The sequence below is a fragment of the Mesorhizobium sp. WSM4906 genome, from assembly GCF_029674625.1.
In the GTDB taxonomy this organism is placed as follows: Bacteria; Pseudomonadota; Alphaproteobacteria; order Rhizobiales; family Rhizobiaceae; genus Mesorhizobium.
Window position 1 is genome coordinate 3,040,632 of the sequence record NZ_CP121355.1, and the last position, 14,241, is coordinate 3,054,872.

At 61.8% G+C, this 14,241-nt stretch carries 16 protein-coding genes and 4 pseudogenes; 13 read left to right on the forward strand and 7 right to left on the reverse strand.

Annotated features, from left to right (window positions below; genetic code table 11):
- Positions 1-154: 154 nt before the first annotated feature.
- Positions 155-2,362, reverse strand: a pseudogene (locus QAZ22_RS14570) (efflux RND transporter permease subunit); the annotation flags it as partial.
- Between the two features lie 2 nt (positions 2,363-2,364).
- Between QAZ22_RS14570 and QAZ22_RS14575 the strand changes: the two are divergent.
- From QAZ22_RS14575 to QAZ22_RS14590, 4 genes and pseudogenes are all read left to right on the forward strand, one after another.
- Positions 2,365-2,488, forward strand: a pseudogene (locus QAZ22_RS14575) (arsenate reductase); the annotation flags it as partial.
- Position 2,489: 1 nt separating this feature from the next.
- Positions 2,490-2,669: pseudogene (locus QAZ22_RS14580) on the forward strand (flavoprotein); the annotation flags it as partial.
- Between the two features lie 8 nt (positions 2,670-2,677).
- Positions 2,678-3,465 (forward strand): annotated as a pseudogene (locus tag QAZ22_RS14585) (ATP-dependent DNA ligase).
- Positions 3,466-3,627: 162 nt separating this feature from the next.
- Entirely contained in the window at positions 3,628-3,915 is a 288-nt protein-coding gene (locus QAZ22_RS14590) for a hypothetical protein (RefSeq protein WP_278207463.1), read from the forward strand.
- A gap of 48 nt (positions 3,916-3,963) precedes the next feature.
- Here QAZ22_RS14590 and QAZ22_RS14595 read toward each other — a convergent pair whose 3' ends face one another.
- Both QAZ22_RS14595 and QAZ22_RS14600 read right to left on the reverse strand, forming a co-directional pair.
- Entirely contained in the window at positions 3,964-4,266 is a 303-nt protein-coding gene (locus QAZ22_RS14595; protein ID WP_278074737.1) for a hypothetical protein, read from the reverse strand.
- A 167-nt stretch (positions 4,267-4,433) separates the two neighbouring features.
- The gene (locus tag QAZ22_RS14600; RefSeq protein WP_278207464.1) at positions 4,434-4,616 is read right to left on the reverse strand and encodes a hypothetical protein; all 183 of its coding nucleotides are present in this window, start codon (positions 4,614-4,616) and stop codon (positions 4,434-4,436) included.
- A gap of 392 nt (positions 4,617-5,008) precedes the next feature.
- On the opposite strand from QAZ22_RS14600, the gene QAZ22_RS14605 reads away from it, so the two are divergent.
- The 3 genes from QAZ22_RS14605 to QAZ22_RS14615 all read left to right on the forward strand — a co-directional run bounded on the left by QAZ22_RS14605 (position 5,009) and on the right by QAZ22_RS14615 (position 6,940).
- Positions 5,009-5,230, forward strand: coding sequence for an RNA-binding protein (locus tag QAZ22_RS14605; RefSeq protein ID WP_278074735.1), 222 nt, complete (start codon positions 5,009-5,011; stop codon positions 5,228-5,230).
- Between the two features lie 688 nt (positions 5,231-5,918).
- Positions 5,919-6,488 (forward strand): hypothetical protein, encoded by a 570-nt coding sequence (locus QAZ22_RS14610; protein ID WP_278207466.1) that lies wholly within the window; start codon positions 5,919-5,921, stop codon positions 6,486-6,488.
- 248 nt (positions 6,489-6,736) lie between these two features.
- On the forward strand, positions 6,737-6,940 hold the full coding sequence (locus QAZ22_RS14615) for a hypothetical protein (RefSeq protein WP_278207467.1): 204 nt from the start codon (positions 6,737-6,739) through the stop codon (positions 6,938-6,940).
- Positions 6,941-7,051: 111 nt separating this feature from the next.
- Here QAZ22_RS14615 and QAZ22_RS14620 read toward each other — a convergent pair whose 3' ends face one another.
- Positions 7,052-7,585 (reverse strand): DUF4142 domain-containing protein, encoded by a 534-nt coding sequence (locus QAZ22_RS14620; protein ID WP_278074730.1) that lies wholly within the window; start codon positions 7,583-7,585, stop codon positions 7,052-7,054.
- 473 nt (positions 7,586-8,058) lie between these two features.
- Between QAZ22_RS14620 and QAZ22_RS14625 the strand changes: the two genes are divergently transcribed.
- The 6 genes from QAZ22_RS14625 (at position 8,059) to QAZ22_RS14650 (ending at position 12,450) form a co-directional block, all read left to right on the forward strand.
- Positions 8,059-8,382, forward strand: a complete 324-nt coding sequence (locus tag QAZ22_RS14625) for a hypothetical protein (protein ID WP_278207468.1) — start codon at positions 8,059-8,061, stop codon at positions 8,380-8,382.
- Positions 8,383-8,776: 394 nt separating this feature from the next.
- Complete coding sequence (locus tag QAZ22_RS14630) at positions 8,777-9,817, forward strand: alpha/beta hydrolase (protein ID WP_278207471.1); 1,041 nt, start codon at positions 8,777-8,779, stop codon at positions 9,815-9,817.
- Positions 9,818-10,000: 183 nt separating this feature from the next.
- The gene (locus tag QAZ22_RS14635) at positions 10,001-10,615 is read left to right on the forward strand and encodes a hypothetical protein (protein WP_278207472.1); all 615 of its coding nucleotides are present in this window, start codon (positions 10,001-10,003) and stop codon (positions 10,613-10,615) included.
- A complete protein-coding gene (locus QAZ22_RS14640; protein WP_278207473.1) occupies positions 10,612-11,004 on the forward strand; it encodes a phage holin family protein in 393 nt (130 codons plus the stop codon). Before QAZ22_RS14635 ends, QAZ22_RS14640 begins: the two co-directional genes overlap by 4 nt.
- Positions 11,001-11,867, forward strand: a complete 867-nt coding sequence (locus QAZ22_RS14645) for a DUF3618 domain-containing protein (RefSeq protein ID WP_278207475.1) — start codon at positions 11,001-11,003, stop codon at positions 11,865-11,867. The genes QAZ22_RS14640 and QAZ22_RS14645 overlap by 4 nt, the downstream gene beginning before the upstream one ends.
- 73 nt (positions 11,868-11,940) lie before the next feature.
- A complete protein-coding gene (locus tag QAZ22_RS14650) occupies positions 11,941-12,450 on the forward strand; it encodes a DUF892 family protein (RefSeq protein WP_278207476.1) in 510 nt (169 codons plus the stop codon).
- Positions 12,451-12,627: 177 nt separating this feature from the next.
- On the opposite strand, the gene QAZ22_RS14655 is transcribed toward QAZ22_RS14650, so the two are convergent.
- Genes QAZ22_RS14655 through QAZ22_RS14665 form a run of 3 tightly spaced genes read right to left on the reverse strand, consistent with a single transcriptional unit; the run spans position 12,628 to position 14,241 of the window.
- The gene (locus QAZ22_RS14655; RefSeq protein ID WP_278207477.1) at positions 12,628-13,044 is read right to left on the reverse strand and encodes a cytochrome c; all 417 of its coding nucleotides are present in this window, start codon (positions 13,042-13,044) and stop codon (positions 12,628-12,630) included.
- Complete coding sequence (locus tag QAZ22_RS14660) at positions 13,025-13,903, reverse strand: cytochrome c oxidase assembly protein (RefSeq protein WP_278207479.1); 879 nt, start codon at positions 13,901-13,903, stop codon at positions 13,025-13,027. The genes QAZ22_RS14655 and QAZ22_RS14660 overlap by 20 nt, the downstream gene beginning before the upstream one ends.
- Positions 13,900-14,241: a hypothetical protein gene (locus QAZ22_RS14665; RefSeq protein ID WP_278207480.1), complete on the reverse strand. Its 342-nt coding sequence runs from the start codon at positions 14,239-14,241 to the stop codon at positions 13,900-13,902. The genes QAZ22_RS14660 and QAZ22_RS14665 overlap by 4 nt, the downstream gene beginning before the upstream one ends.

Sequence of the window (14,241 nt, forward strand, 5' to 3'; positions counted from 1 at the left end):
TCCTCCCGATCTTGTTGGTGAGCCTCTCTCCTGAATTTAGTGTGCGCTTATATTAGACATCAGGCAAGTTGCGACCCCATCTCGTCCGTAGAGATCAGCTGCCGCGTCCTGAAAGCAGACATCGCAAGCGAGGACTCCGGAGGTCGCGGTTGCGCTACTCGGCAGCCGTCTCCGATGGCTCCTCTGCCGGCCCCGAAGGCCTGGCCTCGGCATGGGGCTTGCGCCGTGAAAACAGCGACCTGAGCATGACGTAGAACACCGGCGTCAGGAACAGGCCGACGAAGGTGACGCCGAGCATGCCGGAGAACACCGCTGTGCCGAGCGACTGGCGCATTTCTGCGCCCGGGCCTGTTGCGATCATCAGCGGCACGACGCCGAGGATGAACGAGAAGGCGGTCATCAGGATCGGCCGCAGCCTGAGGCGGCAGGCTTCGACGGCAGCCTCGGCGGCCGACAGGCCGCGTTCCTGCGCTTGCCGTGCGAATTCGACGATCAGGATCGCGTTCTTGGCGGCAAGCCCGATCACTACGATGAGGCCGATCTGCACGAGGATGTTGTTGTCCAGCCCTCGGAAAGTCACGCCCAGCAACGCCGCGAGCACGCCGAGCGGCACCACCAGCACAATGGCGAACGGCAGCACCCAGCTTTCATATTGCGCCGCCAGCGCCAGGAACACGAACAGCACCGACAGTCCGAAGATATAGACAGCGGCATTGCCGGTGTTGCGCTCCTGATAGGCGAGCTCGGTCCATTCATAGGAGGTACCGGCCGGCAGCGTCTTTGCCGTGATCCCCTCCATCAATGCCAGCGCGTCGCCCGTGGAAACGCCGGGCGCGGCGTTGCCCTGCAACGGCACCGAGACGTACATGTTGTAGCGCTGGACCAGCGCCGGACCGGTGACATCGCGGATCTCGATCAACGTGCCGAGCGGAACCAGCGCGCCGGTCGCCGAGCGCACCTTCAGTTTCAAGATGTCGGCGCGATCGAGGCGGAACGCCTGATCGGCCTGCGCCCGCACCTGGTAGACGCGCCCGAAAGCGTTGAAGTCGTTGACATAGGCGGTGCCCAAATTGATCGACAGCGTCTCGAAGATGTTGGGGATCGGCACGTTCAGGATGCGCGCCTTGTCGCGATCGATCGCCAGGAAGAATTGCGGGCTCGAGGCGGAGAACGTGGTGAACACGCCCGTCAGCCCCGGCGTCTTGTTGGCTTTGCCGGCGATTTCGTAGGCAAGCGCCAAGATCTGCCGCATGTCGGCGCTGTTGCGCTCCTGGATCTGCAGCTTGAAGCCTCCCGCATTGCCGACGCCGCGGACTGGCGGCGGTGGCAGTGCGATAATGAAGGCTTCCTTGATGCTTTGCAGGCTGCCGAACAGATTGCCGATGACCTTGGTCGCCGACTGGCCGGCCTTCAGCCGCTCGTCAAACGGCTTGAACCTGGCAAAGATCACACCCGCGTTGCTGGCGTTGGTGAAGGTCGCGCCGGAGAAGCCGGCGAAGGCGACTGCGTAGTCGACGCCAGGCGTTTTCTGGATGATCTGCGACGCCTGCTGGATGACCGCATCGGTTCTCGACAGCGAGGCGCCGTCCGGCAACTGGACGACGACGATCGCATATCCCTGGTCGAGCGACGGAATGAAACCGCGCGGCACCGTCTGCACCATGTAGACGGTGGCGTAGATGAGGGCCGCGAAAACGGCCAGCATGGCGCCGATCGCTATCCGCGAGCCGACCAGCGCGTGGATGATGCTCGAATACCAATGCGCGACCCTGTCGAAGCCGCGATTGAAGCCGTCGGCGAGCGCCCGTCCGAACCGCGCCAGGAAAAAGCGCGGCGGCGCCGCCGCAGCGTGGTGCGGCTTGAACAGCAGTGCGGCCAGCGCCGGCGAAAGCGTCAGCGAATTGAATGCCGAGATCGCCGTTGACACAGCGATGGTGATCGCAAACTGCAGGTAGAACTGCCCAGAAATGCCGGGGATGAAGGCTGTCGGTACGAACACGGCTATCAACACCAGCGAGATCGCGATGACCGCCGTTCCGACTTCGTCCATGGTCAGGTGCGACGCCGGATTGGGCGCCAGCCCACTGGCGATATTGCGCTCGACGTTCTCGACCACGACGATCGCATCGTCGACGACGATGCCGATCGCCAGAACGAGGCCGAACAGCGTCAGCATGTTGAGTGAGAAGCCGGCGGCGTAAAGCACCGCCAGCGCGCCGATCAGCGACACGGGGATCGCCACGATCGGCACGATCGCCATGCGCCCCGATTGCAGGAAGACGATGATGACGATGATGACCAGCAACATCGCCTCGAGGATCGTCTTGTAGACCTCCTGGATCGACTCGGCGACGAACTCGGTCGATCGAATATCTGAAGAACCCGCCGTCGCGCGAGAAGCTCGTAGAACTGATCAAGGCGATGGGCTTCACCGCCGCCCCAGTTGCTGCGCGAGAAGGGCACGCCCTACGCGGAACTCGATCTCGCTAAGGCGAGACAGGGCGCGTGCGGTTATCGATGCGTCGGGCACATGGCAAACGCCGAACCCACTCGGGGGCGCCGGCGGCATCCCGGCCGAAGGCGAAACGGAATTCGCAAGCCAGATTGCCTACGGCATACCGGATGTGCTCGGAAAGGACCGCGATCTGTATGCGGGTCGCACCAAGGTGAGGGATGGCTGCATGAAGTGAAGTTCGACGGCTACCGCTCTCAGATCGTGATAGATGACGCTGACGTTCGCATCTTCACCCGACGCGGGCTCGACTGGACAGCCAGGTATCGCGCCCTAGTCGAGACAGCCAGAGGGCTCAACGGTCAAAGCGCGATCATCGATGCCGAAATCATCGTCCTGAATGAAGCAGGCGTTTCGGACTTCGGCGTGTTGCGCAAAGCGATCACCCAGCGTCAGGACGACCTCTATTTCGTGGCCTTCGACCTCCTCCATCTCAACGGCCATGATCTCCGGGACATGGCTCTAGAAGACCGGCGAGAAGTGCTGCAGGCATCGATCCCTGCAGGCGAGCGGATCCAGTTCAGCGAACAGCGCTTCGAGGCACAGGCGCGGCGGTCTTCTACCTGATGGACAAGGCAGGCCTTGAAGGTGTCGTCTCGACAGAGCAAGTATCGCTCAGGACCGTCGACAAACTGGCTGAAGGCGAAGTGCTACACTGTCGACGAACATGACCTTATCGGCGTCGAGCGCGAGCCAGGCAAGCCGGCCTTCGCGCTGATGGCCGAGCGCGGCACCGGGCGTTATGTCGGCTCGGCTTTCATCAATGCCGGAAGAGCGGTGCGCGAGCGGCTCTGGCAGTGCGTTCAAGAGCATGCCGGGCCGGCGCCGAAGGGGATGGGCGGCCGGCGACGCAATGGGTCAAACCGGGGCTGATCGGCCGCGTGAAGCATCTGCGCGGCGAGGAGGACTTGCGCCACGCCTCGCTGCATGATTTTCGGGAAGATGGAATCTAGGAGAGATCCACGTCAGGCGCCCTGGCGAAAAGCGATGACAAAGCGCGGATGAAATCGGAGAGGAAGTGGGGAGCGACGGCGAGGGTCGATTGCATCGATATAGGAACCGGATGCGGACACTCGGGTTATGAATTGGAAGGGACCGCCCATTAGGAGATGATGATGACCCGGCTTTTATTCGCAGCAGCCATGATGGCCCTGTCTACCGGTCTTGCCTTCGGGCAAACGAATAGCACCACTTCCAGTGGTTCTTCCACAACAAGCACTACAATGCCGAGCGACCAGAACACGGACACGACAACGACCAAGTCGACCAATCCCAACTCGGCCAAGGATTGCGCCCCTGGACAACAGACCGGCAGCGCGAAACAGGCAGCGCCCGGGCAACAAGATACCGACACCAAAGCCGCTGCGCCGGGCCAGATGAAAACGACAACCGAAGGCTGCTAGATTCAGAAAGTGGACCTTGGCCCGCTGGCTCGACCAGCGGGTTTTTCTTTAGGCCTTGTCCACCAGCGGGGCCTTCCGCTTCGGTGGCACATAGGATGTCACTAGCCTGAGGGTATCCATGTTCACCGTCACAGGAACACCCAGGTTCACAGTCACCCAATCCCCTTCGATATGCGTGACGTCGCCTGTCAATTCTATGTGCTGGCCTTTCTTCACCGTCGATGTCCGGTCGACGACCGAGTGCGGAAACCCATAAGACGGGATCGAGACGCTGACGCGATCCTCAGTCACACGTCGGCGCACGGTCGCTGTGATGGCGACTTCATCGCCGACCTTGATGCCCTTCGCCATGGGTGAGAGTCTGGCGCGGCTGGCGGCTTCGTCAAGCACTCGCTAATATGGACCGGTCTGAGTTTGAAATCTGGCAGCGCCCAAACGGAAAACCCGTCGCAGCTAATGAGCGTAAGCGACGGGCTTTCGGTTGTCACTGAGGCGGCTACAGTCCTGTGATCGACCACCTAACGGTTAATTCGAAAGCGGCGGAATCGTTCCGCGCCTCCTTGGATGGCTCGCTGAAGGAATTGTTTGGCGCATTCCTCCCAATCGATAGGTGTTTGCTCCTGCTCGCGAACAGACTTCTTGAAAGCCTCGCGCAGCTCGTCAAGGTCGAATGCCGAAAGCCGTTTTGCCTTGCTCGTCATAACGGGGTTCATACGGCCCAAAGTCCTAAGCCTTCAAGAAAGCGGGCCTGACTTCTTTTGGGTGTATCTCGATGTGTAAGGTGTGCGGGGGGCGGCCCGGCACCTGGGCGGGGTAGGCCAGAACAGTGCCGGCCTAACCGGTGGGGTCCGGGGGACGGGCACCGGCTGAGGACATTTCATTGCTAATATACGATACGTGCGAATGAAGATCCGGCTATTAGCTCCTTGGACGAACCGCGTGCTGGCTGGACCCTATTCGGGGCAATGGTCTGTTTTCTTACGGAGGATTCGCTAGGTAGCTGCGGCGAGTGTAAAATGCCTCTGTCGTCCGCGCCCAGCCGAGGCAAGCAGGCGCTCATCACGCCTTCGCCCCGGTGAGGAATGAAAGCGTCATGGCTTCCAAAAGATACAGCGGCATATACATGCCCGCCGATATCGACATCCTTCAAAGGGTATTCGACCAACTGTGCAAAGAGCGCCGTCTGGCCCTGAAAGATTCGGAGCAGAGGGAGCGCCTTGCCCGCGAAGTCATCGATGCTTTCGAGAACGGCCTCACCGACGAAACGGAGTTGTGGCGGGCGCTTTCAAAGCTGCGTTCGGCTCGGGCGGGGTGAGCTAGAGGCGAGCGCGAGCACTACGGCGCCGGTGGCCGCGATGTAGAGCGGAACGAAGCTCATGAATGGAGACTCAGGTGAGAACCGGCGACCGATGCATATCATGTGTTGGGGAACAACTGAACGCTTCGGCCGCCGGCCCTCGGCGGGGGCGTTGCCCTTTCAGGCAACGCTGATAGGTGGGGCCTGCAATTGGTCTTCGAGCAATTCGAAGCCATCGCCATGGTAAACAGGCGATTACTATCCACAGGGCTCGCTACTGCGTCTTAGGGCTCTCGGGCCAGGGCAGCAGCCGACGTCTAAAAACCTGTAGCTCGTCGTCGCAGCACATCGAGTAGGCGAGTGCTTGAGTTTGGGCGCTCGCCGTCGGCTGCGTCGTGCCTGATTCACCTGGCACAACCAAGACTTCGCTTTTTATCCCAATTCCAGGTCATTAGGCTGTGCGTCACAACGTTACAAAATATACCGTAAGTTATTGATTTTATTGAAATCGGTTAGAGTTCAATCAACTGACATCCTCCGGGCCCACCATTATCTTTATTATCAATGGTAGGGTGGTTCGCCACGAGGTTCGCCAAGCATCGGCTTGCGCGTCACCAGACGCACGACTCGATCCATCCCCTGCACCGCCAGCCGAACCTGCGAGGTTTCTCATCACCTCGACGAGGTGCTTGCCGTAGGGGATGAGTTGACGATTCTCAAAGACGGGCAATTCGTCGGCACGTATCGCACGAGCGAGATCGCGTCGGGTGAAATTCATCGTCGCATGGTGGGGCGCGAGCTTGCGAAAAGCATTTATCCGCCGCGACCGGCGAGAGATGACAAGGCGCGAGGGCCCGTCGTTCTCGAAGTCAGTGACGCTGCCGTTGGCCGCGAGCTCAATAATGTCAGCCTGGATGTTGGTGCCAGCGAAATCCTCGGCCTTGCCAGATTGAAAGGCGCCAGTGCCGAAGCGCTGTTTGCGGCCATTTGCGGCGACTTGCCTTTGCGCCATGGCTCCATGAAGCTCGCGGGCGGTTCATACGCGCCGTCGAGCCCGACTTTCGCTTGGCGGCGGGGTGTTGCTCATCTGCCGGGCGATCGCAAAAATGAAGGGCTGATTGCCGAGTTCAGCGTACTCGAGAATCTGGTGATGGCCCGCCCCCCGCATCATGGGCCGGTCTTCGATCGCGCCGCTGCAACCACCATCGCGGGCGATCTCATCGCCCAGATCGGCATCAAGGCGCAAAGGGTCCTGTCGTTCGCTCTCCGGAGGTAATCTGCAAAAGGTGGTGATCGGCAAATGCCTAGCCGTCCAGCCATGCCTGCTCCTGCTCAACAACCCTACGCGCGGCGTCGATATCGGCGCCGCGCGGAAATTTACCGCATCATAAGGCAGAAGGCGGCGCAGGGCCTCGCCATAATCCTGTCCTCGGAAGACATGCCTGAACTGATCGGAATGTCAAACCGGCTGCTGGTGCTTCGACCAGCGCCATCGCCGCCTTTTATGGCGCTGCCGGCGCGCTGATGGTCGTGCTGCTGTGGGTCTATTACTCTGCCCGTGGAACGAGGTTCGCGCATCGGAACGGGCGCCGCGACCAGAAGATATCGCGTTGTGCTGCAATCCGATCCTTCTCGTTCAAAGACAAGCCAACAAACAGTGTAGCCGCCCAGAATCAAAAAGGCCGCTGGCCGGACGTCATCGTGCCGACCTTGGTGAGCGCTTCTTGAAGCTGCAATGTCGCCATGCCTGCTAAACGCTGAGGGCAATGCGGGTTCCCGCCAAATCGGCTGGCGACGCGAGGTGCAGTGCCTCCTACGCGTCGCCAAGTCAGGGTAGGCCTACTTGTTAAGTCCGTTGGCCATGTCCAGGTGGTGCTGCAGATGCGGCAATGTCGTCCCTGCCCATGCCTTCAGATCGGCCTGTTCGCCACCCTCGCTGTAGCGCTTGAAGAGATCGACCGCATCCTTGTGCGCATCGACCTGATCGGAATGGTACCGCTTGGTGAAGTCATTGCCCTGCAGCGCCTTCAAATCGTTGAGGGTCGACTGCTGCTTGTCGGTCATGGCCGTCGGAAGCGTGGCCTTCACCTTTCCGCTGGTCACGAGGCCCTTCAGATCGGCGGTGGTTTTCTCGTGGTCGGCGACCATCTGCTTGGCAAAGGCCTTCGTCGCTTCGTCGGACCGTTCAAGCGCCAGCTTGCTGGACTCAATCTCGAACATGTCGCTGGCGGCTGCTTCGGTAACGAAGTCCTGCGTCGACGGTGCAACACCCAGAACCGAATTCACGCCGGTCTTTTCCGTGGTCGAGGTTGATTGGGCCAAGGCCGGCGACGCAAGCATAACCGTCGCGACCGTCAGAGCGAACGTTTTCATTGATTTGTCTCCGTTGTAATTTCCGAACCGAAGACAGGCTTGTTTGTTCCCGTGACCTCTGGTTTGCGATACGAAGGTTCCCCGTATCCAAGTCTAACGCAGAACGCCGCCTATCATTCTGACGTTGAAGGGCTTCGGCGCCGCGCCGAGTCCGCTTCGCCGCCGCTCGTGTTCAGCTCCATGATCATGTCCTGACTGTTTTTTTGCGCACGGTGTCCAAACGACCGAGGAAGAAGCTGACCGTTTCATCGTCGATCAGCCCGTTGATGGAAATATTGGACTGGAACAGGAGCTTGTCTCGGTCCAGGCTGGTCCATCCCGCTCGTGTGAAATGCTGTGAACATGGAAGGTCATGGAATCTCGCGGGAATGTTCGGGCTCCCAACCGTCCATCGATCCATTCGTTCGTCGTGGTCTCGGATTAGCGGGAACCTCGGTGCCAGGGTCGGGTTATCTCGCTGCAAGGAGATGCCCATGAATGCGACGAAGAAATTCCTGCGCAGCTGGCTGGAGGAGAATGTCGGCACCCTGCCCGCCGACACCGAGGTCAGTGTTCCGATGCTGGCGCGGCAGTTCGAGCAGGACGCCGATGCCGCCGGCTACCGCCGCGAAGTGCGGGAGCAGGAGGTGGGCAACATCGAAGACGTCGTCCGACGCGCGCTCGATAAAAGCGGCGCCGAGAATGCGGAGACCGAATCGAATTCTGATGAGGAGAATTCACTGGCACCGGTTATCGATGCCTTGGAAGCTGCCGAGCCCGACCATGAGGCGCCGGACGACGCCGAGGGCCTGCGGTAACGGTCAGCAGTGGCGGAACAAAGAGCGACGTCAGGAGTTTGGCACCCGATTCATCCACGGCAGCCATGCAGCCCTTCGGTCCAACAGAGAAGCATACGATGAATAAGTCCCCCGGAAAGAGCGATCCTGTCGCGTCGGAATCCAGCAGCGGTCGGGCAAACCGGCAAGCCGAGACATTGCCGGAGCAAGACCCCGCGGAAGGCTCGAGCGAGACGGTGGATCGCGAGTTGGAACGGCAAAAGCGCTCGCCTCGGGCTGAAGATCGAAAGTCCGGACGACAGGCGCTGCGGGATCAGGTCGAGGAAGAGACCGAACTGCCTCAGAAGGGGTCGGCCTGATCGCGAGCAGCGACGCGACTGCTCTCGTGACAAGGTCCAGGCGGAACCTGCTCCTGTTGCTTGCAGCGGCAACGGCTGGGCTGGCGCTCTACAACAATCTCCTCGCGAGACAGGCATTGGCTGGACGTCCGCTCGGGCGCTTCATCCACCTCCGCGGAACCACGCTGCATTTCCTGGAAGCGGGCAATGGGCAACCGGTGCTGCTCCTGCACGGCAACGGCGCTTCGGCGGAGGACTTCACAACAAGCGGCATCTTCGACAAAGCCGCTGCCAGGTATCGTGTGCTTGCCTTTGACAGGCCCGGCTTCGGCCTGAGCCCACGCCCGGTAGGCAGACCTTGGACAGCCGGCGCCCAGGCCGATCTCATCCAGGCCGCTGCCGAAAAACTCGGCATCGGGAGCTATGTGGTTGTCGGGCACTCATGGGGAGCCACCGTGGCGCTCGAGATGGCGCGACGGCATCCCCGATCCGTCGCCGGTGTTGTCGTTGTCGCTGGCTACCATTATCCGCCGCCAAGGCTGGCACTTGCCATCTCGGCGCTGCCGGCCATCCCGCTGATAGGTACGGTTTTGCGTCACGCCCTACTGCCTTCGTTGGTCAGGCTGAACTGGCGCTGGGCGATGGAGAAGATATTCCACCCGGCAACCGTCGCGACGCCTTTCGCAGCAACGACAAGGGGGCTCGCGAGCCGCCCCTCGCAACTGCGGTCCATCTCTGCGGAGTCGTTCCTGATGCTTGCCTCAGCACTGTTCCCACATCGTCAATATGCCGACATCGCCATTCCTGTTGGGATAATTGCCGGCGCCCGCGATCAGCTGTTCGATGCCAAGGCCGAGGCGCTACGGCTGCAGGCCGAGATAGACCACTCGCTGGTCGATATCGTCCGGGATGCTGGACATATGGTGCATCAAAGCAAGCCGCAGGCGGTTCTGACGATGATCGACAAGATTGCCGCTTTCGCGAGCTTTGCCGGCCCGGTCTCTGGGAATCTATTCAACTCTCCGGTCCCTAAGACACGCCCGCGTCGACAGCACGAGGAACGTTCCGATACGACGCTCCGGGGCTGCTTTGTCCAGACGAGGAGGTTGCCCCTTTGAGAGCAAAGCCCGAGGGGAAATGAGAACTCGCTAAAAAGCTGCTCGTCCAGGGGAACATCGCGGCGGGCGGGAGGTTCGGATTAGATCGAGGAGGTGCACCATGAACAGTGTCATCTATCTGATAGGTCTGATTGTCGTTGTGCTAGCAGTGCTTTCCTTCCTCGGCTTTCACTAGGAGGCACCATGCAGCGCGAGAATGATCGGGGCCGCGAGACCGCCGACTTTTCCGAGGCGAAGGACGAAGTTTCCGACCGAATCCGGCAAGAAACCCAAAGCGCCGGCGAAGCTCTTCACGATGCTCGCGACGAGGTCGCCCGCAGGGCGGAGGCTTATGCCGCGGAAGCTCGGCAGGCTGCCGCCGAAAAGGCGGAGCAGACGCAGCGCGATATCGGATCGAGCCTGGCCGCTTTCGGCGGCGCCCTGCGCGCCGCGAGCGACCACTTGGCCAACAGTGACCAGAGTGCGGTCTCCAATTTCATGCAGGAGGCCGCAAGCGGGCTGGAACGGCTGTCCTCCTCGTGGAAAGAGAAGTCGTTCGGACAGGTGCTTGAAGACGTTCAGTCCTTTGGCCGCCGAAATCCTGGAGCGCTTCTTGCCGGTTCGGTCCTGGCGGGATTGGCACTTGGCCGCTTCGTAAAGGCTTCGCCGCCCGGCACGCGCCACCCGACGCAGGACGCGGCCAAACCTGAACATTCCGGACAAACCGGCATCGGAACGAGCGCGCGCCGGGATAACGCTCCAGCAAATTGGGGTTCCGATGGCGGCATACCCGGCAAAGCAGCGGAGCTGAAGAAATGAGCACTCAGGATAATCCAAGTCTCGGCATATTGGTCGCCGATCTGGCGCAACAGGTCAGCACGCTCGTGCAAACGGAGGCGAGGCTCCTAAGAGCGGAGATCTCGGAGAATGCGACCAGGGCTGGCGCAGGCGCCGTCGAGGTGCTGGGCGGCGCGATATGCCTGCTCGCAGCGCTGCTGGTTTTGTTGCAGGCACTCGTCATCGCCCTGGCCCGCCTTGGTCTGGGCGCCGGGTGGTCCGCTTTGCTCATCGGCGTCGTCGTGGCCGTGCTTGGGGTGATCCTGTTGCGGACCGGCACGGCGAGCATGGCGCTTTCCGAGCTCGCGCCGGACCGCACACAGGAACAGCTCAAGCGTGACGTGAAAGTGATCAAGGAACAAGCGAGATGACCGAGAGATCCGCAGCCGAGATCGAACGCGAGGCGGAAGCTACGCGCGCAAGGGTGGTGGCGACCGCCGACTCCATTCGCGACAAAATGACCCCCGGGCAGCTCTTCGACGAATTTACTGGGCTTTTCAGAGGCAGCGCGGGCTCCGACATGCTTCACAACCTGAAGGCCCAGGTGCGGGACAATCCGTTGCCGCTGACTGTGATCGGCGCGGGCCTGGCCTGGCTGATGTTGGGCAGCGGCGCTTCCGCCACCTCAGCTGATACCGATGATGCGACGCGGCGCGGTCCTGGCCCCGATCATCGATCATTCGGCGCTGGAATCGGTTCGACCGCCTCGGATGCCGCGGACTCTGTTGCCGAAGCGGCCAGCGGAGCGGCCGGAACTGTCGCGGGAATGTCAACCGAAGCTGCCGGCACAATGTCGAACGTGGCAAGCAGCGCAGCCGACACACTGGCGAGTTCGGCGGCGGCTGCGGCCGACATGGCAACGAGTGCCGGCCGCTCGGCGCATGGTATGCTTCAGGACCAGCCTCTCGCTGCAGCCGCCATCGGCCTCGCCATCGGCGCTGCGATCGGCGCCATGCTGCCCCACACTGAGGTCGAGGATGAGCGATTGGGTGCCTATCGCGAGAGGCTTCGGGACAGTGCCGAAGACACTTTGAAAGAAGGCCTCGACGCTGCAAAGCAAGTCGCGGCCGAAGCCTACCAGACGGCGAGCGACGAAGCCGGACGGCAGGCCTCGAGCGAGGGAACGCTGGCCGACAAGGTCGGCGGCGTCGTCAAAGCCGCGGCCGACAAGACCGACGAATCGGTGCGAGAACAATTCTCCGGTTCCGACCTGTCCTCGTCCCGGAAATCTTGATGCTTTTTAACACGTCCAAGGAACAATGCGCGCCACCCTCGGTTTGGGCAGCGTCAACGATGGAGACACTGCAATGGCTGAATCGCGCGAATGGCTTGTTCAATGGCTGAGGGACGCTCACGCAATGGAGGAACAGGCCGAGACGATGCTGTCGGGCCAATTGAGTCGGATAGACAGTTACCCTGAACTCAGCGAGCGAATCCGTAGCCATCTGGAAGAAACGAAAGAGCAGTCCAGACGGCTGAAGACCTGCCTGGATGGCCTCGACGAAGGATCGTCCGTGCTGAAGGACGCAGGCGGCAAGCTGACCGCCACCGCGCAGTCTATCAGCGGCGTCTTCGCCGGTGACGAAGTCATGAAAGGCTCTCTGGCGAGCTACACGTTCGAGCATATGGAAATCGCGTCCTACACGATCCTCATCGCTGCGGCCAATGCAGTGGGCGAAGCCGAGATTGCCCGCGTGTGCGAACAGAACCTGCGCGAAGAGGAAGCCATGGCCGAGTGGCTGAAGGACCACCTTCCGCAGGTCACCCAGACGTTCCTGACGCGTGCGGAAGCAGACAGCGACAGCGCCAAGCGCTGAGACGGCGATTAGAGCGGTTCACTGTTTCACGGAAACGGCGAACCGCCTCATCTTCTTGTTTTGACCTAGTTCCGGACGGAACCGCGGGCGAGCGGCCTGCCTGTCTGCCTATTCGTCATTCTCATCCTGGAACCGCGGTGATCTTGCACGCGGCTTGCGATCTCGGTCCCTTGCGGATCATCTCAGCCCGTAGAGGTAGGCCGCGACATCGCGCGCCTGCTGCTCGGTGATCCTTGTCGACGGCATGGCGGTGTGCGGATTGATTTCCCGTGCCGAGCGGATCCAGCGGATCAGGTTCTCCGGATTGTTCGCCAGCACACCCCCGATGTAGATGCGCCCGGCAAGGCTGCCGTCGAGCCGCGGCCCGACCTGACCTTGCGCCCCCGGCACGCCGGCAATTGTATGGCAGCCGGAGCAGCCATTCGCGGTCATGATCGGAATGGCGCGATCCCCCACGCCGCCGGTTGCGACATCGGACTCGTGCCGAACACGCTCGCGCCGGTCAATCCACAGGCTTCCCGCCGCGACCCCGATGGCCAGAAGCACGACACCGACGATCACGCCACTGAGCAGCTTAGCCAGGTCGGAGCGCATGGGCCGCCTCCCTGGTTCCGCTGTTGCTTATCCAGAGGCCGGCGAGCAGCAAAGCGGCTCCGCCGTAGATCAGCCCGGCCGGCACCCACATCACAAGCCCGGCGAGTTGCTGATCCTCGAGCGGGCTCAGGCGCCAGAGCGCGGCGCCGGAGGCATTTTCCGGGTACCAGAGTCTTGGCGAGACCAGCAGCAGGACGCCAAGCAAGCCGGTGTGCAGGGAGGTGAAGAACAGATGCATGACGGAGATGCCATAGGTCTGCTGTCGGCCGGAGCGCGGCAGAAGCACCCACCAGAACAGCAAGCCAGTGCCGAGGAAGCTCGCATGCTGCGCATAATGCAGCACACCCTGCTGCAGCGCTGCCTCGAACAGCACCGGGATATGCCAGATCCAGATCGCTATTCCATGGAGGATCGTCGCGCTGAGCGGACGAGCGGCGAAGGCCCAGAGCGCCTGCAGCACCTTGCCATGGGTGAGCTTTCCCGTCTCTCGACGGAGTGTGGTTGGCAATGCCCACATCAAGGCCGCGCCGGGACTGGCGGCGACAAGAAGCGGCGCCGCCACGGCCATCAGCAATTCATGCTCGACCATATGGGCAGAAAACACCCGCTCGCCGAGCGCATGGATGGGGCTGACCAGCGCAACGGTCAGCACGCTCCAGCCGGCCGCGAACAACAGAGCTTGCTGCAGCCGCTCGTGACGGCCTCGGCCGCTGCGACGCCACAGACGACCTGCGCCGATCCCATAGATCATAGCGATCGCCAGCAAGGGAAGGGTGATGGGTAGCGCCAACGTCCATCCGGCTTCCGGCGCACCGGCGCCGTAGCAGATAGAGGTCGAGAAGAACACTTCGAGGCTCATCGCAGGCACTCGTCGAGGATGAGCGCCGCGCTGCCCTGCATGACGATGACGAGGGCGAACAGCAGCGCCGCGAGCATCCCGAGATCGGCGACGAAACGCTCGGTGCCGCGTGTGCGCTCGGGCTTGAAGGCGGCGCCGCCCTGCCGCTTCGCCCGCCATGACAGCGCGCCGCCGAGCAGCGAAAACACCGCGAGCAACAGCGCCAACGGGAGCACCACCTGCACCTGGCGATTGCACTGCCAGTGCACGAGCGCGTAGTTCAGCTGCGTCGAAATTGCCCAGGCCAAAGGCCCCGACAACAAACCTCCCCAGGACGTGCCAAGCCGCAGCGCGCGCAT